General features: G+C 67.8%; 25 protein-coding genes. 13 read left to right on the top strand and 12 right to left on the bottom strand.

Features of this window, described 5'->3' with window-relative positions; all coding sequences use genetic code 11:
- Positions 1 to 118: 118 nt before the first annotated feature.
- The 5 genes from ACYVN4_RS10905 to ACYVN4_RS10885 all read left to right on the top strand — a co-directional run bounded on the left by ACYVN4_RS10905 (position 119) and on the right by ACYVN4_RS10885 (position 5,000).
- Complete coding sequence (locus ACYVN4_RS10905) at positions 119 to 1,027, top strand: ATP-binding cassette domain-containing protein (protein ID WP_460719870.1); 909 nt, start codon at positions 119 to 121, stop codon at positions 1,025 to 1,027.
- A gap of 34 nt (positions 1,028 to 1,061) precedes the next feature.
- Positions 1,062 to 1,763, top strand: coding sequence for an ABC transporter permease (locus ACYVN4_RS10900; protein WP_460719868.1), 702 nt, complete (start codon positions 1,062 to 1,064; stop codon positions 1,761 to 1,763).
- Positions 1,764 to 1,791: 28 nt separating this feature from the next.
- Entirely contained in the window at positions 1,792 to 3,024 is a 1,233-nt protein-coding gene (locus ACYVN4_RS10895; protein ID WP_460719866.1) for a sensor histidine kinase, read from the top strand.
- A gap of 21 nt (positions 3,025 to 3,045) precedes the next feature.
- Complete coding sequence (locus ACYVN4_RS10890; protein WP_460719864.1) at positions 3,046 to 3,693, top strand: response regulator; 648 nt, start codon at positions 3,046 to 3,048, stop codon at positions 3,691 to 3,693.
- A 122-nt stretch (positions 3,694 to 3,815) separates the two neighbouring features.
- On the top strand, positions 3,816 to 5,000 hold the full coding sequence (locus tag ACYVN4_RS10885; RefSeq protein ID WP_460719862.1) for a serine hydrolase domain-containing protein: 1,185 nt from the start codon (positions 3,816 to 3,818) through the stop codon (positions 4,998 to 5,000).
- Between the two features lie 23 nt (positions 5,001 to 5,023).
- On the opposite strand, the gene ACYVN4_RS10880 is transcribed toward ACYVN4_RS10885, so the two are convergent.
- Positions 5,024 to 5,395: a DUF2218 domain-containing protein gene (locus ACYVN4_RS10880; protein WP_460719860.1), complete on the bottom strand. Its 372-nt coding sequence runs from the start codon at positions 5,393 to 5,395 to the stop codon at positions 5,024 to 5,026.
- Positions 5,396 to 5,409: 14 nt separating this feature from the next.
- Positions 5,410 to 6,033, bottom strand: a complete 624-nt coding sequence (locus ACYVN4_RS10875) for a class I SAM-dependent methyltransferase (protein WP_460719858.1) — start codon at positions 6,031 to 6,033, stop codon at positions 5,410 to 5,412.
- A 77-nt stretch (positions 6,034 to 6,110) separates the two neighbouring features.
- On the opposite strand from ACYVN4_RS10875, the gene ACYVN4_RS10870 reads away from it, so the two are divergent.
- From ACYVN4_RS10870 to ACYVN4_RS10860, 3 genes are all read left to right on the top strand, one after another.
- Positions 6,111 to 6,683, top strand: a complete 573-nt coding sequence (locus tag ACYVN4_RS10870; protein ID WP_460719856.1) for a TetR/AcrR family transcriptional regulator — start codon at positions 6,111 to 6,113, stop codon at positions 6,681 to 6,683.
- Positions 6,684 to 6,773: 90 nt separating this feature from the next.
- A complete protein-coding gene (locus ACYVN4_RS10865; RefSeq protein ID WP_460719854.1) occupies positions 6,774 to 7,205 on the top strand; it encodes a tautomerase family protein in 432 nt (143 codons plus the stop codon).
- 121 nt (positions 7,206 to 7,326) lie between these two features.
- Positions 7,327 to 8,880 (top strand): amino acid permease, encoded by a 1,554-nt coding sequence (locus ACYVN4_RS10860; RefSeq protein ID WP_460719852.1) that lies wholly within the window; start codon positions 7,327 to 7,329, stop codon positions 8,878 to 8,880.
- 7 nt (positions 8,881 to 8,887) lie between these two features.
- On the opposite strand, the gene ACYVN4_RS10855 is transcribed toward ACYVN4_RS10860, so the two are convergent.
- From ACYVN4_RS10855 to ACYVN4_RS10840, 4 genes are read right to left on the bottom strand one after another with little or no spacing between them, the layout of a single operon-like run.
- On the bottom strand, positions 8,888 to 9,673 hold the full coding sequence (locus ACYVN4_RS10855) for a 3-oxoacyl-ACP reductase (RefSeq protein ID WP_460720563.1): 786 nt from the start codon (positions 9,671 to 9,673) through the stop codon (positions 8,888 to 8,890).
- A 21-nt stretch (positions 9,674 to 9,694) separates the two neighbouring features.
- Positions 9,695 to 11,056 carry an aldehyde dehydrogenase family protein gene (locus tag ACYVN4_RS10850; protein ID WP_460719850.1) on the bottom strand — a complete coding sequence of 454 codons (1,362 nt, stop codon included), beginning with the start codon at positions 11,054 to 11,056 and terminating at the stop codon, positions 9,695 to 9,697.
- Positions 11,053 to 11,805, bottom strand: a complete 753-nt coding sequence (locus tag ACYVN4_RS10845; RefSeq protein WP_460719848.1) for a gamma-glutamyl-gamma-aminobutyrate hydrolase family protein — start codon at positions 11,803 to 11,805, stop codon at positions 11,053 to 11,055. Before ACYVN4_RS10845 ends, ACYVN4_RS10850 begins: the two co-directional genes overlap by 4 nt.
- Positions 11,786 to 13,156 (bottom strand): glutamine synthetase family protein, encoded by a 1,371-nt coding sequence (locus ACYVN4_RS10840; RefSeq protein WP_460720561.1) that lies wholly within the window; start codon positions 13,154 to 13,156, stop codon positions 11,786 to 11,788. The genes ACYVN4_RS10845 and ACYVN4_RS10840 overlap by 20 nt, the downstream gene beginning before the upstream one ends.
- A gap of 209 nt (positions 13,157 to 13,365) precedes the next feature.
- Between ACYVN4_RS10840 and ACYVN4_RS10835 the strand changes: the two genes are divergently transcribed.
- The gene (locus ACYVN4_RS10835; RefSeq protein ID WP_460719846.1) at positions 13,366 to 13,950 is read left to right on the top strand and encodes a hypothetical protein; all 585 of its coding nucleotides are present in this window, start codon (positions 13,366 to 13,368) and stop codon (positions 13,948 to 13,950) included.
- A gap of 19 nt (positions 13,951 to 13,969) precedes the next feature.
- On the opposite strand, the gene ACYVN4_RS10830 is transcribed toward ACYVN4_RS10835, so the two are convergent.
- Entirely contained in the window at positions 13,970 to 14,218 is a 249-nt protein-coding gene (locus tag ACYVN4_RS10830; protein ID WP_460719844.1) for a hypothetical protein, read from the bottom strand.
- A 38-nt stretch (positions 14,219 to 14,256) separates the two neighbouring features.
- The gene (locus ACYVN4_RS10825) at positions 14,257 to 15,255 is read right to left on the bottom strand and encodes a YdcF family protein (RefSeq protein WP_460719842.1); all 999 of its coding nucleotides are present in this window, start codon (positions 15,253 to 15,255) and stop codon (positions 14,257 to 14,259) included.
- A 169-nt stretch (positions 15,256 to 15,424) separates the two neighbouring features.
- On the opposite strand from ACYVN4_RS10825, the gene ACYVN4_RS10820 reads away from it, so the two are divergent.
- Positions 15,425 to 16,381 carry a DUF1152 domain-containing protein gene (locus ACYVN4_RS10820; RefSeq protein WP_460719840.1) on the top strand — a complete coding sequence of 319 codons (957 nt, stop codon included), beginning with the start codon at positions 15,425 to 15,427 and terminating at the stop codon, positions 16,379 to 16,381.
- Positions 16,382 to 16,388: 7 nt separating this feature from the next.
- Here the strand turns inward: ACYVN4_RS10820 and ACYVN4_RS10815 are convergent, their stop codons facing one another.
- Positions 16,389 to 16,901, bottom strand: coding sequence for a hypothetical protein (locus ACYVN4_RS10815; RefSeq protein ID WP_460719838.1), 513 nt, complete (start codon positions 16,899 to 16,901; stop codon positions 16,389 to 16,391).
- 275 nt (positions 16,902 to 17,176) lie between these two features.
- On the opposite strand from ACYVN4_RS10815, the gene ACYVN4_RS10810 reads away from it, so the two are divergent.
- On the top strand, positions 17,177 to 18,151 hold the full coding sequence (locus tag ACYVN4_RS10810) for an alpha/beta hydrolase (protein ID WP_460719836.1): 975 nt from the start codon (positions 17,177 to 17,179) through the stop codon (positions 18,149 to 18,151).
- Positions 18,152 to 18,167: 16 nt separating this feature from the next.
- Here ACYVN4_RS10810 and ACYVN4_RS10805 read toward each other — a convergent pair whose 3' ends face one another.
- Positions 18,168 to 19,067, bottom strand: coding sequence for an ADP-ribosylglycohydrolase family protein (locus ACYVN4_RS10805; RefSeq protein WP_460719834.1), 900 nt, complete (start codon positions 19,065 to 19,067; stop codon positions 18,168 to 18,170).
- An 86-nt stretch (positions 19,068 to 19,153) separates the two neighbouring features.
- Here ACYVN4_RS10805 and ACYVN4_RS10800 point away from each other — a divergent pair, with 86 nt between their 5' ends.
- Complete coding sequence (locus tag ACYVN4_RS10800; RefSeq protein WP_460719832.1) at positions 19,154 to 20,830, top strand: bifunctional 3'-5' exonuclease/DNA polymerase; 1,677 nt, start codon at positions 19,154 to 19,156, stop codon at positions 20,828 to 20,830.
- An 88-nt stretch (positions 20,831 to 20,918) separates the two neighbouring features.
- Positions 20,919 to 22,313 (top strand): FAD-binding protein, encoded by a 1,395-nt coding sequence (locus ACYVN4_RS10795; protein ID WP_460719830.1) that lies wholly within the window; start codon positions 20,919 to 20,921, stop codon positions 22,311 to 22,313.
- A 75-nt stretch (positions 22,314 to 22,388) separates the two neighbouring features.
- On the opposite strand, the gene ACYVN4_RS10790 is transcribed toward ACYVN4_RS10795, so the two are convergent.
- Together ACYVN4_RS10790 and ACYVN4_RS10785 are read right to left on the bottom strand one after the other, a co-directional pair.
- Complete coding sequence (locus ACYVN4_RS10790; protein WP_460719827.1) at positions 22,389 to 22,934, bottom strand: hypothetical protein; 546 nt, start codon at positions 22,932 to 22,934, stop codon at positions 22,389 to 22,391.
- Complete coding sequence (locus tag ACYVN4_RS10785; protein WP_460719825.1) at positions 22,931 to 24,088, bottom strand: hypothetical protein; 1,158 nt, start codon at positions 24,086 to 24,088, stop codon at positions 22,931 to 22,933. The genes ACYVN4_RS10790 and ACYVN4_RS10785 overlap by 4 nt, the downstream gene beginning before the upstream one ends.
- Positions 24,089 to 24,098 lie beyond the last annotated feature (10 nt).

Raw genomic sequence — 24,098 nt, 5'->3', positions numbered from 1 at the left:
GCCAAAAGTGTTAGCCAGCCATGTGCTGTCGTCTGATGGAAGGGCGACCGCGGACCGGCATCGTCGAACCCGACATGGTGCCGCAGCGGGCGGCACCCACCGGCGAGAGGTGAACGGCATGATCCAGGCACGCGGACTCGGCAAGCGCTACGGCGATGTCCCGGCGGTCGACAATCTGTCCTTCGACGTGCGGCCCGGCGTGGTGACCGGCTTCCTCGGACCCAATGGCGCGGGCAAATCCACCACCATGCGCCTCATGCTCGGCCTGGATCACGGCAGCGGCCGGACCCTCTTCGATGGGCAGACCTACGCCGAACTCACCGACCCGCTGCGCTCGGTCGGCGTGATGCTGGATGCTCGCTCGGTGCATCCCAAGCGGACCGCCATCGGTCACCTGCGCATGATCGCGGCCGGGGCGGGGATCAGCGAGGGCCGGGTCGAGCACGTGCTCGGACAGGTCGGTTTGGCCGATGTCGCGGGCAAGTGGGCGGGCGGATTCAGCCTCGGCATGCAGCAGCGGCTGGGACTGGCCTGCGCGCTGCTGGGCGATCCGGCCACCATCATTCTCGACGAGCCCGCCAACGGCCTGGATCCCGAGGGCGTGCGCTGGCTGCGCGACCTGCTCAAAGAGCTTGCGCGCCAGGGTCGCACCGTCTTCGTGTCCTCACATCTGCTCAATGAGATGGCGCACCTGGCGGATTCGCTCGTCGTGATCGGCGCTGGTCGACTGCTGGCCGCGGAATCGGTGGCAGGATTCGTGGGCCGCAATTCCGCGGCGCGCGTGGTGGCCCGCACCGATCGCCCCGAGGCGCTCGCGGAGGTGTTGAGCCGCAACGGCTTGCGGGTCGGCATCCAGGCCGACGGCGCGGTCGTGGTCGACGGCCACGACCGCGAGCGGGTCGCCGTGCTCGCTATGCAGGCGGGCCTGCTGGTCACCGAGCTGACCCAGGCGCACACCAGCCTCGAGGACGCCTACTTCCACGCCACCGCCGACGCCGCCCAGTACCGCGGCCACGTCGCCGCCTGAATCCACGCCGCCTGATACCGAAGGAATTCGACTCATGATCAACGCGATTCGCTACGAACTGACCCGCCTGGCCACCGTGCGCTCCACCTGGACAATGCTGGTGCTCGGCCTGGCCGTGCAGGGCTTCATCGCCTACCTGTCCGCGAGCCGCGACTACGCGACGCCCGCCGAACAGTTCGCGGCCTCGGTGCACGGCCTGCCCCTGATGCTGGCCGCCCTGTTCGCGACGGCCGTGGCGGTCAACGCCTTCGGCCACGAATACCGCTACGGCACCATCACCACCACCATGCTCACCCTGCGTCGTCCGGGCCGGGTGATGGCCGCCAAGGCGATCACCACGGGCGGTGTCGCCGCCCTGTACGGCGCCGCGCTGGCCGGGATCACCGTGCTCGTGCAGGGCCTGGTCTCGACCCTGCCCACCGGAACCTCGCACCTGACCTACGCTTTCGCCGGGATGCCGGTGTACGTGATGCTCGCGGCGCTGGCCGGTCTCGGGGTCGCCGCCATCACCCGCAACGGCACCCTGGCCATGGTCGCGGCGATCGGCTTCCCGACCGTGGTGGAGACCGGTGGCGTGCTGGCGGGGGTGAACGCGAAGCTGATGCCGTTCCTGTCGGCCGGTCAGTCGGTGCAGCCGGGTTCCGGTAATCCGCTGCTGCTGGTGCTGCCGCTGTTCGCCTTGTCTGCGGGTTTGCTGGCGGTGGGTGCGGTGCGGCTAGCGCGCCGTGACGTCTGAGAATGCCGCGGCGACTAGGGTTGCCGGAGTGAGCACGACACGGCGGATCGGCAGCACGATCCTCGATGTCGTGCTCGCCGCGGCCTTCGGCTATGTCGGCTACACCGAGGTGCACACCTCCTCGATCGGCCTGCTGCCCGCCGCCGCCGGACCGCCCGTGGCGATCGCGGTCGGTCTCGCGCTGCTGTTGCGGCGCTACCGCCCGCTGCCCGTGCTCGGGGCGGCCATGGCGGGGCAGCTGCTCGTCGGCGCGACCTCGCCACTGCTGGTGGCGATCTACGCCGTGGCCCGGCGCCACGGCAATCGACGACCGACCTGGCTGTGGTCCCTGGCTGCGGTGGTGGTGGCCATGGTGCCCTGGGGCGCGCCCAACGGCTGGTACGTATTCGTCACCCGCTCGGTGATCGTGGTGCCGATGCTGATCATCCCGCTGCTGTGGGGACTGTGGGCCAATCAGCGCGCGGAAACCCTGGTCGCCCTGCGGGAACGGGCCGAGCAGGCGGAGCGGGAACGCGATCTGCGTGCGCACGCGGCCGTGGAGGCCGAGCGGCTGCGCATCGCAGGCGAGCTGCACGACATTGTGGCGCATCGTATTTCGCAGATCACCGTGCTGGCCGGGGCGCTCGAGGTGTCCGCCGACGGCAAGCCCGCCGAGATCGCGGCGACCATTCGCACGACCGGGTCGCGGGCGCTGACCGAGATGCGGGAGTTGCTGGGCCTGCTGCGTGCGCCGGAAGGCGCTGTGGTGCTGGGTGATTCCGCGAATAGCCAACCTGCCAACACCGGCCCCACCAACACCGCGGCCGCCGAGAGTGGAGCCGTCGACGCCAGAGCCGATCGGGCGCCGCTACGGCCCGCGCCGGATCTGGCGGCCATCGCCGAGCTCGTGGAGGTCGCCGTCGCGGCGGGGCAGCGGGTGGAATTCACCGCTCCAACCGCGCTGCCGCAGGTTTCGGGCCCGGTCGGCCGCGCGGCGTATCGCGTGGTCCAGGAGGCGCTGACCAATGCCGCCAAGCACGCCGCCGGTGCGGAGGTGCGGGCCGCGCTCACCGTGGTCGGCGACCGCCTGGACATCGACGTGCGCAATGGTCGCGGAGACGCGACCGCACTGGCCGCGTCCGGCTCCGGCTTCGGGCTGGTGGGCATGCGCAAACGAGTCGAACTTGCCGGGGGCGCACTGCATTCCGGTCTGCTGGCCGCCGGTGGCTTTCGGGTGCATGCGACGTTCCCGCTCGACGAATCGGGCTTGTTGGATGAATGACGCTGCGGTGAAGGAGGTTTCGTGATTCGGGTGGTGCTGCTCGACGACGAGGAACTGGTGCGCTCCGGCGTCGCCATGATCCTGGAGGCCGGTGGCGGCATCGAGGTGGTGGCCCAGGACGCCGACGGCCGTTCGATCGTGGAGCTGGTGCACCGTCACCGCCCGGACGTGGTCGTCACCGATATCCGCATGCCGCACGTGGACGGTCTGGAGGTGACCCGCCGGGTCCGCGCCCTGCCCGACGCCCCGGCGGTCGTGGTTCTCACCACCTTCGGCCTGGACGAGTATGTCTATGCGGCACTGGAATCCGGTGCCGCCGGCTTCCTGCTCAAGGACACCCCGCCGCGCGAGCTGGCCCGCGCGGTCGAGGTGGTCGCGGCGGGTGATGCCATCCTCGCCCCCGCTGTCACCAAACGCATGCTCACCGCCTTCACCCAGGGCCCCGGAGCCCAGCAGCCCGACGCCCTGGCCCAGCTCGATCAGCTCACCGACCGCGAACGCGAAGTGGCGCAGGCGGTCGCCACCGGTGCGGGCAATGCCGAGATCGCCCGCACCCTGCATATGAGCGAATCCACGGTGAAGGTCCACATCAGCCGCGTCATCGCCAAGCTGGGCCTGGAAAACCGCACCCAGATAGCGATTCTGGTGCTGCGGGCCGGACTCGCCTGACCGCGCCTACCACCACAGAGGTAGGACGAATTCAGGGTGGCTGTCCGGGTGATACCGGATAGGAACGAGTCTCCGGTGTCCCTAGCGTCGGAACCGACCGACGGCCTGTGGAGAGGAACTGCGTGAGCATTTTTCGGCGTGGACGATACGGCCTCGTGGCCGCCGCGATGCTGGTGACGGCCGGTTGCGGTGGGAGCGAGGCGACTTCGAGCCGGCCCGCGCCGACCTCGGCCCGGTCCGCGCCGATGCCCGCGGCGGTCTCCGACACGCTGACCGCGCTGGTCGGCCCCGATCTGCCCGGGGCGCAGGTCATTCTGCTTGGACCCGACGGGCAGCGCACCGCCGCCGCGGGCGCGGCCGACCTGGCCACCGGCGCACCCTACGCCGACAACGCCCACTTCCGGATCGGCAGCGTCACCAAGAGCTTCGTCGCCACGGTCGTGCTGCAACTCGCCGGGGAGGGCAAGCTCGACCTCGAGGCCCCGATCGCGCGCTATCTGCCGGATGTGGTGGCGGGCAATGGTAACGACGGCACCCGGATTACCGTGCATCAGCTGCTGCAGCACACCAGCGGCCTGGCCGATTTCGCTCCCGAGGACCCCACCCACAAACTGCCGCAGCAACTCGACCAGACGAGCGACGGCAAGGCCTACCGGGATCTCACCGCGGCCGACGTGGTCGGTATCGCCATGAGCATGCCGCCGCAGTTCGAGCCGGGCGCGCGATTCGAGTACACCAACACCAATTACGCGCTGCTGCAGTTGCTGATCGAGCGCGTGACCGGTCGGCCGCTCGCCACGGAGATCGGCAGCCGCATCCTGGATCCGCTGGGTATGCGCGACACCTACTTCCCCGCCGCCGGCGACACCGGGCTGCGGGCTCCCTTCGCGCACGGCTACCGCAGTGTCGACGGAAAGTGGGTCGATGTCACCGATATGGAGGTGGCGTGGGCGGGCGCGGCGGGCGCGATCGTCTCGACGGGATCCGACCTGAGCCGCTTCTTCGCCGCCCTACTCTCCGGAAAGCTGCTCCCCGCAACCCAACTCGCGCAGATGCAGCAGACCGTGCCGATGCCGTCCTCCGACGACATGGCCTACGGTCTGGGCCTGATCCGCTTCCGGATGCCCTGCGGCCCGGACGGGCAGGACATCAAGGATGTCTGGGGCCACGCCGGTGGCATTCCCGGATTCATCACCCTGGCATTCGCCACACCCCGGGGCACCGCCGCCTCCCTGAGCATCGATACCGAGCAGACCAACGACCGCTTCCCGGCCGCCTTCACCGCCGTCGCCTGCGCGATCGCCTAGCCCGTGACAGGTGCCGCGGTCTCCTACCTGGGTCGGCCGCGTGGGTATTCTGTACCGGGCGAACGCCATTCGATGCTCAGCGTGCCACGGCCGAAGCGAGTGAGGTCGGCGGTGACGAGGTCGCGCAGGCGGGTGAGGTCGGCGCTGTCGATGGATTCGATGCGGATGATCAGGGCATCGGGCTCGGCCGTCAGCAGGCATGTTCCCCAGGTGTCGAAATGGACGGTGGCCCGGTCGTCGGTGCCTTCGACACGGAGGTGGACATCGTTGGGGGAGTGTGGTTTTCCCGCATGTGTGCGCAGGCGATGACCGCGCGGCGAGGCCATGGCCTCGGCGTGCGTGCGGAATTGGTGCAGATAACGGGTGGCGCGATCGGTCGGGATGCGGGATTCCAAGGCGGGCACGGTAATCAGCGCCGGGTGATGGTGCCGAGCCACGCCGCGACGGGCGTCGGGGTGGGGTTGATGTCGAGGGTGGCCGGTTCCAGCGAATCGAGTCGCCAATCGGCCGTGGGGAACGCGGATTCGATGTCGTCGCGGGTCAGTCGGTGTGGTCCCCAGGTGCCGGGCTGACGATCGCTGAAACCGAGCAGGTGGTAGCTGCCGCCGGACCGAACGATGGTGGCGAGTCCGCTCACCAGCGCGGTGCGATCGTCGCCGTCGAACAGATGGAACAGTCCGCAATCCACGACGGTGTCGAAAACCTCGCCGAGACCGGACAGTTCGAGGGCGCTGTGGCGGACGAAGGTGGCTTTCAGTCCACGCTCGGCGGCCTTGGTGCGAGCCATCGCCAGCGCCTGCGCGGACTGGTCTATGCCGGTGGCGTCGAGGCCGAGGCTCGCGGCGAGCAGGGCGTGCTCGCCGGTGCCGCAACCTAGGTCGAGGACCCGGCCCCGCAACGCGCCGCTCTCGGCGAGCGTCACGAAAGCGGGCTGTGGTCGGTCGATATCCCAGGGCGGCTTGACCGCGTACAGGGTGTCGGGGGCATCGGGATCGTGGTACTCGGGGTGTGGATTACCGCTGTTCGGGTGCATGAACCAAATTTATCGAGACAGAGTGTCTACGGTCAAGCGTCAATGTCTACGAGGCGGTCATTCTGTATGGTTGTCTGGTGCCGAAGCTGTGGAACGAAACGATCGACGCCCATCGTCGCGGGGTCACCGACGCGATTCTCGACGCCACGGCGGCACTCGCCTTCGAGCAGGGATTGCGTGGGGTGACCATGTCGCAGGTCGCCGAGCGTGCGGGCATCGGCCGCGCGACGCTCTACAAGTACTTCCCGGACGTCGAAACCATCCTGCGTGCCTGGCATTCCCGTCGCATCGATGCCCACCTGGGCGAACTCGTCGCGGTCCGGGACGGCGCGGGCAGCGCGCGCGCCCGCCTCGATGCCGTCCTCACCGCCTACGCCCATATCGCGCAGCAGACCGGCGGCCACGACCGGGATTTGGTGCGTTTCCTGCACCCGGATGATCAGATTCGCAACGCGCACAACCAACTTCGCGACCTCATTGGGGAACTGATCGAAGAAGCCGCCGCTGCAGGCGAACTCCGCACCGACACTCCGCCGGATGAGCTGGCCGCCTACTGCCTGCATGCTCTGTCGGCCGCTGCGGACGCGACCTCCGACGCCGCGATCACGCGCCTGGTCACCGTCACCACTGCGGGCCTGCAAGCCCGCTGACCTGCCTGGCTATAACGATCGTTATGAGGTACCGTCCCCTGACTATAACGACCGTTATAGTCGGTCGATGAGATCAGAAGGAGTACTGCGATGCCGATGATCCACCTCACCCTTCCCGCCGGAGTCCTGAGTGCCCAAGCGCGCGGCGAACTGTCCAAGACGCTGCCCACCACCCTGCTGAAATGGGAGGGCGCACCCGACAACGACTTCTTCCGCGCCCAGGCGTGGTGCCGCATCGAGGAAGTGGCCGGCGGTGGGTTCGGCGCGCTCGGGGATGATCTGCCGCGCTTCCGTGTCGATGTGACCGTGCCGGAGGGTGCGCTGTCGGATCGCCGCAAGGCGGGGCTGGTCGGCGAGGTCACCGAGAACGTGCTCACCGCCGCGGGTCTCGGTCAGGAGGACGCGTTGCGCGTGTGGGTGCTGATCAACGAGCAGGCCGAGGGCACCTGGGGTGCGGCTGGTGCGATCGTGAACTTCAAGGAGCTGGCGGCCTTCGCGAAAGCGCAGCGCGCCGAGGCCTGAGCGGCAGGTCGCTGTGCCGGGTAATGAGTTTCGGCGTTGGCCTGCGGGTCGGGGCGGATTCCCGCACACTGGGCTCCACGCAAACACCGTGTGAGGGCGGTGTTTTCACTTGGGAGCACGTATGACCGCAACCCAGCCCCGATCCGGTGACGATGAACGGCGACTCGCCGAGCTCGGCTACAAACAGGAATTGGCGCGATCCTGGTCCGGATTTTCCAACTTCGCCATCAGTTTCACCATTGTCTCCATTCTGACCGGCGGTTTGGCCAGTTATGGGATCGGCCTGCAGAACGGCGGGCCGATCACCATGGCGTGGGGCTGGCCGCTGGTGTCGGTGATGGTGTTGTTCGTGGGCCTGGCCATGGCCGAATTGGCGTCGGCGTATCCGACGTCGGGCGGATTGTATTGGTGGGCTTCGGAATTGGGTGGGCCGGTATGGGGCTGGTTCACCGGCTGGTTCAATCTGGTGGGGCAGATCGCGGTGACCGCGGCCATCGATTACGGGGCGGCGATCTTCACCACCGTCGTGCTGAATGTGATCGGCTGGGATATCGGAACCGACCGCAATGCCATCTTCCTGGTGTTCGCGGGAATCATTGTGCTGCACGCGATTCTGAACGCCATCGGCCCGCATCTATCGGCGGTCATCAACAATGTGTCGGCCTGGTGGCATGTGGGTGGTGTCGCGCTGTTCGTGCTGGTGCTCGGGTTCGGCGCGCATCACCATCAGAGCGTCGGGTTCGTGTTCACCAAGACGGTGGACAACAGCGCCATCGGATTCGGCGGCGTCGCCGTCAGTTTCCTGCTGGGGTTGCTGCACGCGCAGTACACCTTCACCGGTTACGACGCCTCGGCGCATATGTCGGAGGAGACCCACGATGCCTCGCGGACGGCGGCCAAGGGCATCATCAACACCATTGTGGTGTCGGCGATCGCGGGTTACCTGCTGATCATGGCGGTGACGTTCGCGATTCCGAATCTCGACGATTCGCTGGACCCGACGAAGAACAGCGGCTACCCGGTCATCTATATCCTGCAGAACTCGCTGAATTCGTTCTGGTCGGGTCTGCTACTCATCATCGCCGCGGTCGCCCAATTGTTCTGCGGCTACGCCTCGGTCACCGCGGCCTCGCGCATGCTGTTCGCCTTCTCCCGCGACGGCGCGGTGCCCGGTTCGAAGCTGTGGGCGAAGCTCTCGGTGCGCAAGGTGCCGGTGAACGCGGTGTTGTTCGTGTCGGTGTTCGCGTTCATCCTGCTGATCCCGTCGATGCTGGTGCCCGAAGCGAACGCCCCGACCGCGTATGCCGCCGCCACGTCGGTGGCCACCATCGGGCTCTATATAGCGTACGGCCTGCCCGTGCTGCTGCGATTGCGGCACGGCAACCGATTCCAGACCGGCCCTTGGCAATTGGGTCGCTGGTATCTGCCGATCGGTGTCATCTCGCTGATCTGGATCGTGTTCATCAGCGTGCTGTTCATCCTGCCCACGGATGATCACGGCTATCCGTGGGTGGACGGATTCACCTGGAACGCGGTGAATTACGCGCCGATCACCCTCGTCGGTGTGGTCGGGGCGATCGCGATCTGGTGGTTCGTCTCGGCGCGGCGCTGGTTCACCGGGCCCAAGCGGACGGTGGAGGACCCGCCGGGGGCCGAAACCCCCGTCGGCGCCTGATAATCCGCTACAGCGGGGTCACGTATGCCCCGGAGATGCCGCCGTCGACCAGGAACTGTGAGGCGGTGATGAAGGAGGAATCGTCGCTGGCGAGGAAGGCCACGGCGGCGGCGATCTCCTCCGGCTGGGCGAAACGTCCGACGGGAATGTGCACCAGTCGCCGCGCGGCGCGTTCGGGATCCTTGGCGAACAGCTCCTGCAGCAGGGGAGTGTTGACCGGTCCCGGGCACAGCGCGTTGACGCGAATACCCTGGCGCGCGAACTGGACTCCGAGTTCGCGGCTCATGGCCAGCACGCCGCCCTTGGAGGCGGTGTAGGAGATCTGCGAGGTCGCCGCACCCATGACCGCGACGAACGACGCGGTATTGATGACCGAGCCCTTGCCGCGCTCGAGCATGTGCTGGATCGCGTACTTGCTGCACAGGTACACCGAGGTCAGGTTGACCTCCTGGACGCGCTTCCACGCTTCCAGCCCGGTGGTGAGGATCGAATCGTCCTCCGGCGGTGAGATGCCCGCATTGTTGAACGCGATGTCGACGCCGCCGTAGGTGTCGAACGCGGTCTGGAACAGTGCCTCGACCTGTGCCTCGTCGGTGACGTCCACCTTCACGTACAGCCCGCCGACCTCGGCCGCGGCGGCCTCGCCGGAGGTAGCGTCGATATCGGCGACCACGACTTTCGCGCCCTCCTGGGCGAAGCGCCGGACGGTGGCCAGCCCGATGCCGCTCCCGCCGCCGGTGACGACCGCGACGCGATCCTGTAAGCGCTGCAACGTATCTCCTTCTTCTGGGATGGGGTCTTACTCGGTGGCGCGTTATTCGGTGGCGAGGAAGACGTTCTTGGTCTCGGTGAAGGCGCGCGCGGCGTCGGGGCCGAGTTCGCGGCCCAGGCCGGACTGTTTGAATCCGCCGAACGGGGTCCAATACCGTACGGAGGAATGGGAATTCACCGACAGGTTCCCGGCCTCGACGCCGCGGGCCACCCGCAGCGCGCGGCCGACATCGCTGGTCCAGATGGAGCCGGAGAGACCGAATTCGGTGTCGTTGGCCAGGCGCAGCGCGTCGGCCTCGTCCTCGAAGGGCGACACCGTCACGACCGGGCCGAACACCTCCTCGGTGAGTACCCGGTCCTCGGGGCCCGAGGGCAGGACAACCGTTGGTGGGAACCAGAATCCGGGGCCTTCGGGGCGGGAACCGGTGAACGCGACCTTGGTGGAGGGTTCCAAGAAGCTGGCGACTCGCTCGCGATGCGCGGCGGAGATGAGCGGGCCCATCTCGGTCGCCGCATCCGACGGATCGCCCACCACGACGCCCTGCACGGCCGGTTCGAGCAGTTCCAGGAAGCGGTCGAAGACGCTGCGCTGCACCAGGATCCGGGAACGCGCGCAGCAGTCCTGACCGGCATTGTCGAACACACCGTAGGGCGCGGTCGCGGCCGCGCGTTCGATATCGGCGTCGGCGAACACGATATTGGCGCTCTTGCCGCCCAATTCGAGCGTCACCCGCTTCACCTGGTCGGCGCACCCGGCCATGATCTGCTTGCCGACCTCGGTGGACCCGGTGAACACCACCTTGCGCACGGCCGGATGCGTGACGAACCGGGCCCCGACCACCGAGCCCTTGCCCGGGATCACCTGGAAGACATGCTCGGGCAGCCCTGCTTCCACGGCGAGCTCGCCGAGCCGGATCGCGGTGAGCGGGGTCAGCTCGGCGGGTTTGAGCACCACGGTGTTCCCGGCCGCCAGCGCGGGCCCGAATCCCCAGGCCGCGATCGGCATGGGGAAGTTCCACGGCACGATGATGCCGACCACGCCCAGCGGCTCGCAGAAGGTGATGTCGACACCCCCGGCGACCGGAATCTGACTGCCCAGCAGGCGTTCCGGCAGGCCCGCGCTGTAGTGCAGCACATCGCGGACATTGCCCGCCTCCCAGCGGGCATTGCCGATGGTGTGCCCCGCATTGCGCACCTCGAGTCGCGCCAGTTGTTCGAGTTCGGCGTCGACGGCGTCGGCGAAGCGGCGCAGCAGTCGCGCCCGATCCCCGGGTGTGACGGCCCGCCAGCTCTCGAAGGCCCGCTGTGCGCGGGCGATCGCGGCATCGGTGGCGGCTTCGTTCGCCAATTCGATGGTGGCGACCACCTTTTCGGTGGCCGGATCGACCACGTCGGTCGTTGTCACCGGTTGCGCTCCCTTCCGTACTGTGTGGCCTGGTCGACCAGGGCCCGCATGAGGCGGGTGTCGGTCGTGTTCTCCTCCGGATGCCATTGCACGCCCAGCAGGAACGGTCCCTCGCGGGTTTCGGCGGCCTCGATGGTGCCGTCCGGGGCATGCGCGGTGGCGGTGAGGTCGGTGGCGAGGGTGTCGATGGCCTGATGGTGGTGGCAGTGCGCCTTCACCTCCGGGCCGACGATGGCGGCGACCTGGCTGCCGGGTGTCGTCGCGACCGTGGTGATGCTGAAAGTGCCCGGGACCCGGTTGTGTTCGGGGTGGCCGAGGACGTCGGGCAGATGCTGGTGCAGGGTGCCGCCGAGGGCGACATTGACCAACTGCAGGCCGCGGCAGATCGCGAGGACGGGCATGCCCGCGGCGCGCGCGAGTTCGAAGAGCCCGAACTCGTTCTCGTCGCGATCCAGGCGCGGTCGGCCGGTCTCGGGGTGCGCGGGCGCGCCGTAGCGGGCCGGATCGAGGTCCGCGCCGCCGGTGAGCACCAGGCCGTCGAGGCGTTCGATGAGCTCGGGGCGCGGGGTTCCGCTGGGCGGCAGCAGGACCGGGATGCCGCCCGCGCGCTCGGTCAGATCGATGTAGGTGCGGGCCAGCACGGCCGCGTCCACGTCCCAGCGGCCGAAGCGGGCGCGTTCGGAGTAGGTCGGCAGGCCGATGAGCGGACGCCTGCCCCCGAGAGTGCCCTCAGAGTCGTTCGAAGCCACGCACCCGCTCCCAATCCGTCACCGCCGCGTCGTAGGCGTCGAGTTCGATCTGCGCGGCATTGCGGTAGTGCCGCACCACCTCCGGGCCGAACGCCTTCTGCGCCACCTTGCTCTCGCCGAAGAGCTGGGCGGCCTCGCGCAGCGTATGCGGTACACGCGGCCGATGCGAGCGGTAGGCATTGCCGTGAAATTCCGGCTCCAGTGGCAGATGGTGTTCGATGCCGTGCAATCCGGCCGCGATGGCGGCGGCGACGGCCAGGTACGGGTTGACGTCGCCGCCGGGAATGCGATTCTCGAACCGCAGCGACGGGCCGTGTCCGACCATGCGCAGCGCGCAGGTGCGATTGTCGCGACCCCAGGCCAGGGCGGTGGGCGCGAAACTGCCCGCCTGGAACCGCTTGTAGGAGTTGATGTTCGGTGCCAGGAAGTAGGTGAGCTCGCGCAGGCAGTCCAGCTGCCCGGCCAGGAAGTGCCGCATCAGCGCCGAGGGTTCGCCATTGCCGTCGGCGAACACCGGCTCACCCGCCGCGGTCCGCAGGCTCAAGTGGATATGGCAGGAATTGCCTTCCCGCTCATTGTATTTGGCCATGAAGGTGATGCTGCGCCCGTCCTGGGCGGCGATCTCCTTGGCCCCGGTTTTGTAGATGCTGTGGTTGTCGCAGGTGACCAGCGCCTCGTCGTAGCGGAAGGCGATCTCGTGCTGGCCCGGATTGCATTCACCCTTGGCGGACTCGACATACATTCCCGCACCGGTCATTTCGGTGCGGATGCGGCGCAGCAGCGGTTCGATGCGGCCGGTGCCGAGCATGGAGTAGTCGACGTTGTACTGATTGGCCGGGGTGAGCTCGCGATATCCCCGCGCGAACGCCTGCTCATAGGTGTCGTCGAACACCAGGAACTCCAGCTCGGTCCCGACATAAGCCTGTAAACCGTGCTCGGCCAGCCGATCCAGCTGCGCCCGCAACACCTGCCGCGGCGACGCCGTCACCGGCCGCCCCGCACCCCCGTGCGCCTCCACCTGCTCCACGTCGCAGAGCACCAGCGCCGTCCCCGGCCACCACGGCACCAGCCGCAACGTCCCCAGATCCGGCCGCAACACGAAGTCCCCGTACCCCGTATCCCACGACGACATCTCATACCCGTCGACGGTCGTCATCTCCACATCGACCGCCAACAGATAGTTACAAGCCTCCGTAGCGTGATCCAGCACCTCCTCCACGAAATACCGTGCCGAACAACGCTTCCCCTGCAACCGCCCCTGCATATCCGTCATGGCCACGAGCACCGTATCGAGTTCCCCCGCCTCGACCAGCCCCACCAACTCCGCCACACTCAACATCCCGGCCCGCATCACGACCCCTCTCGACGTCAACGCCCCCACGCTAAGCGACCCCCACCCCCGCGCGTGCCCGAATAGCCCACGATCCCACCCGCGTGTTCCGAGCCTCCCAAGATCACGAACGCCCGGTCCCGGCTCGCGCCCCAACCAAGTTTGTCGCAGTACAACACGGCTCCCGGGCTGGTACCTTCGGCCGAGACCGGACGAGCGGGGGCGGATCGATGGACAACGGGCGCGGGACAACGCTTTACGAGTATCAACTGGCCATGCTGCACCCCATGTGCGACAGCGCACCGTGCCAGGCTCAGGCTCTCCTCGACACCCTCGGCGCGACCCGGGCGGATACCGCCGCTGCTTGGACGCAACTTGTCGAACAGCGCCGGAGGACGTCGATCGCCGAGTACGAAGCCGCATGGGGAGCCCCGGTCTGGAAGACCGTCGACAACAGCCAGGACCACGAGGTGCACACCGCCCGCTGGGACCTGACCTTCTGGCCCGACCTACAACTCGAGTACACCGCTTATCCCCACAATCTCGTTGTTTTCAGGAATCTCGTGCGTCGGCCCGATGCTCCCGGCCCATCGCTGCGGACCGTCGCGGACCTCGCACCGTGGTCGTGCACCGCACGCGAACTCGATGAAAGTGTGTTCGGCCCACTCGACCACATCGACGGCTTCGGTGGCAGGGGAGACCTCGCCGCCATCTCCGCGAAGGACCCCGACTCCGGGCTCGACCGTCTCTACTGGGTGAACATCGACTTCGGTCTGCTGCAATCGATCGAGGCGCCCCCCGAGGTCTACCTCTGACCACGCGGGTCGCGGCGCGTCAGGGGTTGCGGCGGAAGCGGCGGCGGGGGCGGGGGAGGCGGCGGTAGGCGATGGCGGTGATGCGCGGGCCGAGGGATTCGGTGACGTAGAAGTGGTCGGCGCCCAGTTCGGCTGCGGCGTGGGCTATTTCGTCGATGGAGCCGTGGATGTCGCTGGCACCGAGGGGGCTGAGGGTCAGTTCGACGGCGCCTACCGGGGTGAATCCGTCGGAGGGGGCTTTGTCGAGTTCTTCTGCTCGCGATCGCATCGGTCCAATGTCGGGCCGATGCGGAACTCGCGTCAAGGTCAGCGGTGGGAGGCGTAGGTGGCGAGGGGTGGGAGGGCGGCGAGGGTTAGGCAGATGAGGGTGTTGGTGTATTTGTGTTCGACGAGGATGGCGACGTATTCGCGGAGGATGGCGCTGGGGAGGTAGTAGAAGGCGGTGCGGGAGCCTACGACGGTGGTGTCGAGGCCGAGGCGGCGGGCGAGGATGCCGGTGCGTAGGGCGTGGAAGTTGCTGGTGACCAGGACTATCGGGCCGGGGATGCGGTGGTGGGTGAGGAGTTCGCCGGTGTAGAGGAGGTTCTCGCGGGTGGTGCGGGAGCGGTCCTCGCGCAGGACGGCGGTCGGGGCCAGGCCCCTGTCGATGAGGTAGTCGGCCATGGCGTCGGCCTCGGCGGCGGCTTCGTCGGAGCCTTTGCCGCCGCTGGTCACCAGTACCGGGGTGCCACCCGCGGCGACTTCGGCGGCGTACACCTCGAGAGCGCGGTCCAGGCGGGCCGCCAATAGCGGTGGCACCCGGGAGCCGATGAGGCCGGAACCGTGGACCACGATGGCGCCCATGCCCGTTCGATACGGCCAGCGCAGGTAGACGTAGGAGTAGAGCAGAAACGCCACCAGCACGAACCCGAGATAGCTCTCGACCAGCAGGATGGATCCGAAAGCGGCGGTGAGCCAGGGGTTTTGCAGCTCGAACTCGACAACGAAGATCACATACGGCGACAGCAGCACCACGCCGAGCCCGAACGACAGCAGATTGGCCAGGCGCCTGCCCTCACGCCGCCACATCTGCACCCCGTTGATCATCAGCAACCCTGCCAACACCAGGAGCAGCAGGGGAGAAACCAGGATCAGGACGACCACCACGATCGTCAACGGACTGTCGTGATCGATGCTCAGCAGCCCGAGCGTCGCGAAGGCCAGCGCGATCAGCAGCAGCACGCCATTGCCGAATCGGCGTGGCTCCCGGTACATCCGCAGTGTGAACCAGGCCAGCAGCACCGCACCCACCGCAAAGGCAAACATTCGGCAATCATATCGGCGAGGTATGCGGAAATGCGGCTGCGCCGAGGATAGGCGGCGGTGTACGCCGGGCCTCACCGTCTCCGAGACCGTTGACGAGATCCTCACTCGCGCCGAGCCTCTCACTCGCTGACAACCGTCGTCGGCTGCCCGTTTCCCCTACCCTGGCGACGTGTTCTCACTCGCCGAACCACCGCTGTTCACCAGGTTGAAGTCCGCGTCGAACGTATTGATCGCCGGAGCGGGCGGAGGGTTCGACGTCTACGTGGGCCTGCCCTTGGCGGTTGCGTTGCGTGAGCAGGGCAAACGGGTGCATCTGGCGAATCTCTCGTTCGGCGACCTGGATCGGATCGAGCTCACGGATTGGATGGCCCCGGGTGTCGCGGCGATCGGCCCGGACAGCAGCGGCCCCGAGGAGTATTTCCCGGAACGTACCCTCGCCCGCTGGCTCGCCCAGCGGGATTGGCCCGCTACGGTCCACGCCTTCCCCTGCACCGGCGTCCGTCCGCTGCGAGACGCTTATCGAGAACTGGTGCGGCGCTTGGGCATCGATGCGATCGTCCTCGTCGACGGCGGCACCGACATCCTGTTGCGCGGTGACGAAGCCGGGCTGGGGACACCGGAAGAGGACATGACGAGTCTGGCGGCGGTCGCGGAAATCCATGATGTGCAGCGGCTGGTGGTGTGCCTGGGATTCGGGATCGACGCCTATCACGGCGTGTGTCACGCGCACGTGCTGGAGAATCTGGCCGCGCTGGATCGGGCCGGGGGATACCTGGGTGCGCTGTCGATTCCGTCGGATTCCCTCGAAGCGCGAACATATCTGGACGCGGTGGCGCACGCGCAGGCCGCCACACCGGCTCGCAGCAGCATCGTCAACGGCCAGATCGCGGCCGCGCTGCGCGGCGAGTTCGGGAATGTGGCGGTGAACGCCGATACCGCCGGGAGCGAGCTGTTCGTCAACCCGCTGATGGGTGTGTACTTCGGTGTCGATCTACCGGTGCTGGCGGCCGCGGTGGGCTACCTGGATCGGTTGGCGGCGACCGAGTCCGCGTTCGAGGTGCACGCCGTGATCGAACGGTACCGGCAGGGCCTGGCCCGTCGATCTCGGCGTGCGTTTCCTCATTGAGCCGAGATCAGCTGCAGGCGGGGGAGGTCTGGTTGCCGAGGGAGAGCATGTTGCAGATCCAGTCCTTCTGAACCTTCCACTTGCCGTCTTCGGCGACGAACGGCACGACGGCCTTCTGCGGCTGGCCGCCGCTGAGCGCGAAGTCGGCGTCGGCGGTGAGGGTGCCGTTGCCCAGGTCGGTGACGTGGGTGACGGTGACGGTGGCGTTGGCCTGCTTGTAGAAGTCGGTCAGCCGCTGCGGCAGGGTCGGGTCGACGGAGACGCCCTGCAGCAGGTCGAGCTTCGACTCGTTGGGGGTGTTGGGGTCCAGACCCGTCTGCAGCAGGGTGTTGAGGTCCGCGGCGGTCGGGACCGGCGGGTAGTTGGCGGCCTGCGGCGCGGCCGCGGCCTGCGAGCTGCTGGTCTTGGCGGGCTTGGTGGTGCCCGGCTTGTCCCCGCTGCCACACGCGGACAGTCCGAGGGCGGTCACGACGGCCAGTCCGGCGATCGCGACGCGTCCGATCTTCAGATGCTTGTTCACGAGTGGCGACGCTACTGGTCCGTAACGCAGAAAGCATCGCCGGGAGTCGGTCGTCCAGTTTTTCGAGACCGGATCCTCACCATCGCCTCATCGCACTCTTAGATTTGCCGAACGTTGCCTATTGATGTCGATCTTGTCATAACCGCTGGTATCGAATACGCTTCGCGCGGCGCATGTTTGACATGGTTGCGCTTCACTCATCGATGGGTCGGGATCGATGCGATGACAAACGCTTTCGCGGCTCGCTGCCGTGGAAGAGGAGGGGAACTCTCGCAATGCCTTTTGTCACAAGGCTACTGACCATCGGCGCCGCCGCGCTGGCCATCTCCACCGCCACCGCCGTGGCCGCACCCGAAATCGTGCTCGCCGCACCGATTTCCGCCCCCGTGCATCGCGCACCCGCGGGCGGCTTCGAAGAGCTGATGGTGCCCTCGAGCATGGGCCCGGTGAAGGTCCAGGTGCAGTGGGCCAAGAACGGGGGCGGCGGCGCGCTGTATCTGCTCGACGGCCTGCGCGCCCGCGACGACCAGAACGCCTGGGTCATCGACACCAATGCCATGCAGCAGTTCGAGAACGACGACGTCACGCTGGTGATGCCGGTCGGTGGCCAATCCAGCTGGTACGCCGACTGGGTGTCGCCGAGCAACACCAACGGCCAGAAGTTCACCTACAAGTGGGAGACCTTCCTGACCAAGGAACTGCCCGATTTCCTTGCCGGATACGGAGTTTCCCGCACCGACAACGCGGTGGCGGGCCTGTCGATGAGCGGCCCGGCGGCGCTGCGGCTGGCCGCCTTCTATCCCAAGCAGTTCAAGCACGCTTCCTCGTTCTCGGGCCCGCTCAACCTGACCGCACCCGGCATGCCCGAGGCCATGCGCGTGATGATGCTCTCGGCCGGTGCCTACAACCGTGATTCGCTGGCCCCGCCGTGGAGCCCGGCCTGGCTGCGCATGGACCCGTTCGTCTTCGCTCAGCAGTTGCGCGGTGTGCCGATGTACATCTCGGCAGCCACCGGTCTGCCCGGTGAATACGACCGCCCGAATTCCGCCGGGGCCGTGGTCGACACCTTCGATGCCATGTGGATCGAGTCGCTGGCCATGGTCGGCACCCGCGCGTTGCAGGCCCGCCTGACGTCTCTGAACATCCCGGCCGTCTACGACTTCCCGATCACGGGCACACACTCGTGGAAGTACTGGGAAGGCGAGCTGTGGAAGGCGCGCCCCTACATCCTGACCGCGCTGAACACCTAGCTCGTTCCCGAGGCGCTCACGCCCAGTCCGGTAGCGGTTCCCGGTTCGCCAGCCAGGCGTCCGGGATACCCCGCCGGTCCCCGTGGTCGCCGATGCCGGTGTGTGCGGCCACGATTCCGCCGACGATCGCGGCGGTGGTGTCGGCGTCGCCACCCGCCTGCACGCACGCGGTGATCGCGGCGGGATAGTCGGTCAGGAAGGTCGCGGCCGCCCACAGCGTGAACGGCACCGTATCGGGCGCACTGACCTGTGCGCCGTTGCCGAGTTCATAGGCCGCCTCGGACACCGAGCAGCCCAGCAGTTCGTGAGCCCGGCGGATACCGCGCGCGGTCCCGCCTTCGACCAGATACGGCTCGACGGACCGCAGCAATTCCTCGGGTGCGCACCGTCGTTCCCGCGTGGCGGCCGCATGGCTGGCCGCCACCGCGACGGCCATCGCCCCCACGATCGCCTCCGGATGCCGGTGCGTCACCTCCGCGCTCGCCGCCGCCTGCACTGCCGCCCGATCCGGCTGCCCGGCGAAATACGCCCCCAGCGGCGCGACCCGCATCGCGGCCCCGTTGCCCCACGACCCGACCCCGTCGAACACTGCCCCGGCCGCCTCGGCCCACGGCCGCCCGTCCCGAATCTGGTGCAGCACAACAACTGTCCCGCCCCCGTAGCCGCGATAGGGTTCGCACCGATCGGCGAACTCCGCCGCGAGCCGGTCGCGCTCGATGCCGCCGTACTCACGCAATTCCGCATACACCGAACACGCCATCTCGGTGTCATCGGTCCATTCCCACGGCCCCGCGGGTGGTTTCCCGGCAATCAACTCGGCGACAGAACGCCCCGGCACGAAGAATTGAGCCCCCAGCGCATCCCCGACCGACAGTCCGTCGAGGCTCTCGCGCGCGATATTCAGATCAGAACACATACGCCGGCCATCTTGGCAACTGGTCCCGGCAAAGGCAACCAGCGCGTTGTCCGAAGTTGTCTGTGCCTGCTGCGAGACTCGTGATCATGCGATGGGCGCTGGCGGAGACGGAGGACGGCGGGGCACGGTTGTGCCCGCTGGGGCCCGATGGCCGACCCGCGGGTGCCGTGGTCGAGGAACCCTCGCTCGTCGAGGCGGTGCGTTCTCGGCCGGAGGTCGATCGCTGGGTGTGGCGCTCGACGGCCGGGCTGTATCGCCGCTTGTTGACCGCCGGGGTCCGGGTTGATCGCTGCTATGACGTCGAGGCCGCGGAGTCCTTGCTCATCGGGCATGAGGAAGGACAGTCCGGGCAGCCGCGTTCGCTGGCCGCCGGGTGGGCGCGACTACACCGACTGCCTGTCCCGTCCGATGCGCCTGCCCGGGCGGCGGAGACCGAGCCGACGCTGTTCGATTCCGGATCGGTGGCACTGTCGGGCACGGTGCCGTTGCCGTCGGGCACGGACGAATTCACCGCGCTGCTGGAGGTGTACGCGGGTCAGGTCGAACGGACCACGCGTGCCGGGCATCCCGAACGGATGCGCATGCTGCTGGCCGCCGAATCCGCGGGGCTGCTGGTGGCCACCGAGATGTCGCGGGCCGGGATTCCGTGGCGCGCGGACCTGCATCGGGAGCTGCTCGACGAGACGCTGGGCGAACGGATGCCCGGTGGTGGCGAACCGCGTCGCATGGCCGAACTCGCGGAGGAGGTGTCGCGGGCCTTCGGTTTCCGAGTCCGACCCGATCTGCCCGCCGACATCATCAAGGCGTTCGCACGCGCGGGAATCTCGTTGTCCTCCACCCGCAAATGGGAGTTGCAGGAGATCGAGCACCCCGCCGTTGAGCCCCTGCTGGCCTACAAATCGCTCTACCGGCTCTACACCGCACACGGCTGGTCCTGGATCGAACAGTGGGTGCACGACGGTCGTTTCCGCCCCGAATATCTGCCCGGCGGCACGGTCACCGGCCGCTGGACCACCAATGGTGGTGGCGCGCTGCAGATCCCGAAACTGGTGCGCCGCGCCATCCGCGCCGATCCGGGCTGGCGGCTGGTGGTCGCCGACGCTGACCAGATGGAACCTCGCGTGCTGGCGGCGATCTCGCGCGATCCCGGCCTGATGGAGGTGGCCGGTCGCGGCGAGGACCTGTACGCCGATCTCGCCGCGCGCGCCTTCGGTGGCGATCGCGCCCAGGCCAAGATCGCCATGCTGGGCGCGATCTACGGCCAAACCTCCGGCGACGCCCTCACCCACATGGCCGAACTACGCCGCCGCTACCCCGACGCGGTCGCCTACGTCGACGACGCCGCCGCAGCGGGGGAGGAGGGTCGGCTGGTGCGCACCTGGTTCGGCCGAACCTGCCCACCCACCACCGCATTCGACGAGTCCGACGGCGAGCCGGAGCGCCCCGGCTACTCCAGCACCCCCCGCGCCCGGGCCCGCGGCCGCTTCACCCGCAACTTCGTCGTCCAGGGCAGCGCCGCAGACTGGACCCTGCTGGTGCTGGCCGGTCTGCGGCAATCGATGCACAGTGCGGGCCTGCGCGGCGAACTGGTCTTCTTCCAACACGACGAGGTGATCGTGCACTGTCCCGAAGACGAGGCGGAGAAAGTAGCCGACCTGATCGCAACAGCCGCCGACACCGCAGGCCGCCTAGCCTTCGGCCCCACCCCGGTCCGATTCCCGTTCACCACAGCGATAGTCGAGTGCTACGCCGACGCGAAGTGAGCAGTAGCCGCCGCTGAGTAGCTGGCCGAGAGGCCGAGTGAGCCGCATCACCCTGAATGCGCCCGGGGCCGCCGCTACCGTGGCGGAGGTGAATCACATCAGAGGGGGATCGGTGCTCGATCAACGTCCGCTGTCCGGGTGGGCCCGCACGGCTTCGTCGGTGGCGCAGGTGCTTTCGACCCCCGATCTCGATACCGTCGCGAAGGCGGTCGGCGCGGCCGGTGCGCGCGGCGTCATCGCCCGCGGCCTGGGCCGCAGCTATGGCGATCCGGCGCAGAACGGCGGCGGCCTGGTCGTGGACATGACGGCCTTCGACCGCATCCACAGCGTGGACCCCGACAGCGGCATCATCGACGCGGACGCCGGTGTCAGCCTCGACACCTTGATGAAAGTCGGCCTGCCGCAGGGCCTGTGGGTCCCGGTGCTGCCCGGCACCCGGCAGGTGACCGTGGGCGGCGCGATCGCCTCCGACATCCACGGCAAGAACCACCACTCGCACGGCAGCTTCGGCAATCATGTGGTGTCGCTGGATCTGCTCACCGCCGACGGCACCGTGCGCACCCTGACGCCGGAAGGCCAGCAGGCGGAACTGTTCTGGGCGACCGTCGGCGGCATGGGCCTGACCGGCATCGTCACCCGCGCCCGAATCCGCATGAAGCACACCGAGACCGCGTACTTCATCGTCGACAACGACCGCACCGACAACCTCGACGAGACCATGGAGCTGCTCACCGGCGGCTCCGACGACGGCTACGAGTATTCGATGTCGGTCCCCGACACCATCAGCACGGGTTCGAAACTCGGCCGCGCGGGCTTCAGCCGCGGTTCCCTGGCCACCGTGGATCAGCTGCCGGTCAAGCTGCGCAGCAATCCGCTGAAATTCGATGCGCCGCAACTGTTCACGGTGCCGGACATCTTCCCCAACGGCATGGTCAACAACCTCACCATCCGTTTTGCCGCCGAAGCAGTCCACCGCATCTACCCGCGTAGCGCGCGTGGCCGTATCCAGAATCTGACGCAGTTCTATCACCCGCTCGATCTGATGGGTGAATGGAACCGCGCCTACGGTCGCCGCGGTTTCCTGCAGTACCAGTTCTCCATGCCCTTCGGCGCGGAAGCGCAACTGGCGGAAGCGGTTCGCGCCATAGCGCACTCCGGTCACCGCTCGTTCCTGAACGTCTTCAAACGCATGGGTGCGAGCAACCCCGCCCCGCTCTCCTGGCCCCACCCCGGCTTCATGCTGAGCCTGGACTTCCCTTTGAAGCCCGGCCTCGGCGACTTCTGCGCCGATCTCGACCAACGCGTCCTCGACGCGGGCGGCCGCCTCTACTTCGCCAAGGACTCCCGCACCACCCCAGACATGATCCGCGCCATGTACCCCCGCCTCGCGGAGTGGCGCCGCATCCGCGACGCCGTCGACCCCGAGCGCCTCTTCGCCTCCGACCTGTCCCGCCGCCTCCACCTCATCGAAGACCCTGCCTGAGAACAAGATCAGGGAGTACTCAGTGCGGGAAAACGGACAGAATTCCGCGGTGAGTATTCCGGACCCCGTTCGTACTCAGGCCAGCTGCGGGATGGCTATTTTGCGTGTCCGCCGCCAGGCGTACGCGAGGAACACAATCAGCCCGATCAGCGGAATGCTGCTGACCGCCCAGCTGATACCCAGTGGGGGACCGGGCTGTTCGAGCACCGTCAGATTGGTGAGATCCCCCTCCCCATGCCCCTGCGGCCCGTCGATGGCGAAGCGGAAGGTCCACGCCCCCTGCTGGTCCAGCGACCGAACGTCCAACCCCCAGTCCTCACGCTTACGCGGATGCCGCGACAACGGTTCCTGGTGGCGGAGCTTGCCGTTGGGCTGAATTTCGCTCAACGTCCCCGACTTGTCGTCGATCCCGCCGTCGGGAATGAAGGTGAAGTCCAGCGATTGCATGGCCCGCAAAGGCCATTGGCTGAACCCGATCGTCAGCGAGTACGGTCCGGCCTGCACATGCTCGGTATGCACGATATTGACCGGCTGATACGCGGAAGCCGTGCCCGCACCGGTCATAGACAGGGCCAATACCGCGAAAATCGTTGCGGCGGCCGCGAATAGTCGCTTGATCATGCGAGAGCCTCCTGGCTCGGGGCGGTCAGGCGCAGCATCTCGCCGAAACGCCAGCCGAGGAATCCGCCGAGCGCACCGAACACGGCGCCGGCGACGGTGGTGGCGATAATGACCGAGGCCGCGCCGAAGTGCGCATTGTGGAACAGGCCCGAGAAGTGGAAGCGCGCCTCGTAGATCAAGACACTCTGCACCGGACTGGTGACCGCGATGATCGCGCCGCCGACCGCACCCGCGAGCGCGGGCAGCACGCGCGCCGTCCCGGTGCCCGAACGACGCAGCAGCAGGTCGATGATCAGGCCGACCGGGATCAGCACGAACGGAATCAGCGCGGGCGTGGACGGAATGCCCCGAATGTGTTCGCGCATCGGCAATCCCACGAAATCCGCGTACGCGCGCGCCGCCCACGGCGCGAACCACCAGAACACGGCCTGGGTGGCGGTGCCGAACACGGCGGCGACGGTCGCACCCCAGCGGGTGAATCCCGCGCCCGCGATCAGCATCAGGATCACCATGAACGCGGTGACCGCCACCGTCCAGCGCACGCTCCCGTTGCTCAACCGCTGCACGGCCAGCGCGGTTACCGTGCTGTTGGTGGCCAGATGCGCGAGCGCGAACAGCGCCCCGATCCGCCCCCACCGATGCGCCCGCGCCGCCGCGAACACGATCACCGTGCCCACCGAGATCACGGTGCTGGACAGGAACAGGCCGATGTGCGGCGGGGAATCGATGATGGCGTCGAACCCGTAGAGGCTGTGCCACCACAGATCCCACAGCCCATAGAGCAGGAACGAGGCCGCGCCCAGCGCGGCGACCATGTATCCCAGCGGCGCGGTGAACGTGCGCCCGAACACACCGACACCCGGCCCGCCCAGCTCCCCGTCCACCCGGCGTCCGGCTCGCCCGGCCGCGGAGGTGACGAGAATGACGGTGAGACCGGTGAATCCGGCCACCGCCGCACTGGCGTAGATGAACAGATGCGGCAGGGTGAAGAAGGTGTCGGGCCCGACATCGGAGTGCCACTGGATATCCCAGGTGGACCCGATCGAGAAGGTCAGGCTGGCCGCGAACAGAATCGCCGCGGGCAACCAAGGTCTGATGGTGATCGGCGCGCTCGCCTCGGCGGTGACGCCGCGCGCGGTGGCTGTGAGGTCCATTGTGCTGCTC

It is taken from the genome of Nocardia heshunensis (assembly GCF_054782115.1).
This window is presented reverse-complemented; position numbering and strand designations above follow the sequence as displayed.

What these genes read in the sequence shown, in the direction of transcription:
- ACYVN4_RS10800 (WP_460719832.1), top strand. Translation starts at nt 19,154, where the DNA reads ATGCGATGGGCGCTGGCGGAGACGGAGGACGGCGGGGCACGGTTGTGC.
- ACYVN4_RS10825 (WP_460719842.1), bottom strand. Translation starts at nt 15,255, where the DNA reads ATGTTTGCCTTTGCGGTGGGTGCGGTGCTGCTGGCCTGGTTCACACTG.
- ACYVN4_RS10810 (WP_460719836.1), top strand. Translation starts at nt 17,177, where the DNA reads ATGCCTTTTGTCACAAGGCTACTGACCATCGGCGCCGCCGCGCTGGCC.
- ACYVN4_RS10830 (WP_460719844.1), bottom strand. Translation starts at nt 14,218, where the DNA reads ATGCGATCGCGAGCAGAAGAACTCGACAAAGCCCCCTCCGACGGATTC.
- ACYVN4_RS10840 (WP_460720561.1), bottom strand. Translation starts at nt 13,156, where the DNA reads ATGCGGGCCGGGATGTTGAGTGTGGCGGAGTTGGTGGGGCTGGTCGAG.
- ACYVN4_RS10875 (WP_460719858.1), bottom strand. Translation starts at nt 6,033, where the DNA reads ATGCACCCGAACAGCGGTAATCCACACCCCGAGTACCACGATCCCGAT.
- ACYVN4_RS10900 (WP_460719868.1), top strand. Translation starts at nt 1,062, where the DNA reads ATGATCAACGCGATTCGCTACGAACTGACCCGCCTGGCCACCGTGCGC.
- ACYVN4_RS10785 (WP_460719825.1), bottom strand. Translation starts at nt 24,088, where the DNA reads ATGGACCTCACAGCCACCGCGCGCGGCGTCACCGCCGAGGCGAGCGCG.
- ACYVN4_RS10805 (WP_460719834.1), bottom strand. Translation starts at nt 19,067, where the DNA reads ATGTGTTCTGATCTGAATATCGCGCGCGAGAGCCTCGACGGACTGTCG.
- ACYVN4_RS10790 (WP_460719827.1), bottom strand. Translation starts at nt 22,934, where the DNA reads ATGATCAAGCGACTATTCGCGGCCGCCGCAACGATTTTCGCGGTATTG.
- ACYVN4_RS10860 (WP_460719852.1), top strand. Translation starts at nt 7,327, where the DNA reads ATGACCGCAACCCAGCCCCGATCCGGTGACGATGAACGGCGACTCGCC.
- ACYVN4_RS10835 (WP_460719846.1), top strand. Translation starts at nt 13,366, where the DNA reads ATGGACAACGGGCGCGGGACAACGCTTTACGAGTATCAACTGGCCATG.
- ACYVN4_RS10905 (WP_460719870.1), top strand. Translation starts at nt 119, where the DNA reads ATGATCCAGGCACGCGGACTCGGCAAGCGCTACGGCGATGTCCCGGCG.
- ACYVN4_RS10865 (WP_460719854.1), top strand. Translation starts at nt 6,774, where the DNA reads ATGCCGATGATCCACCTCACCCTTCCCGCCGGAGTCCTGAGTGCCCAA.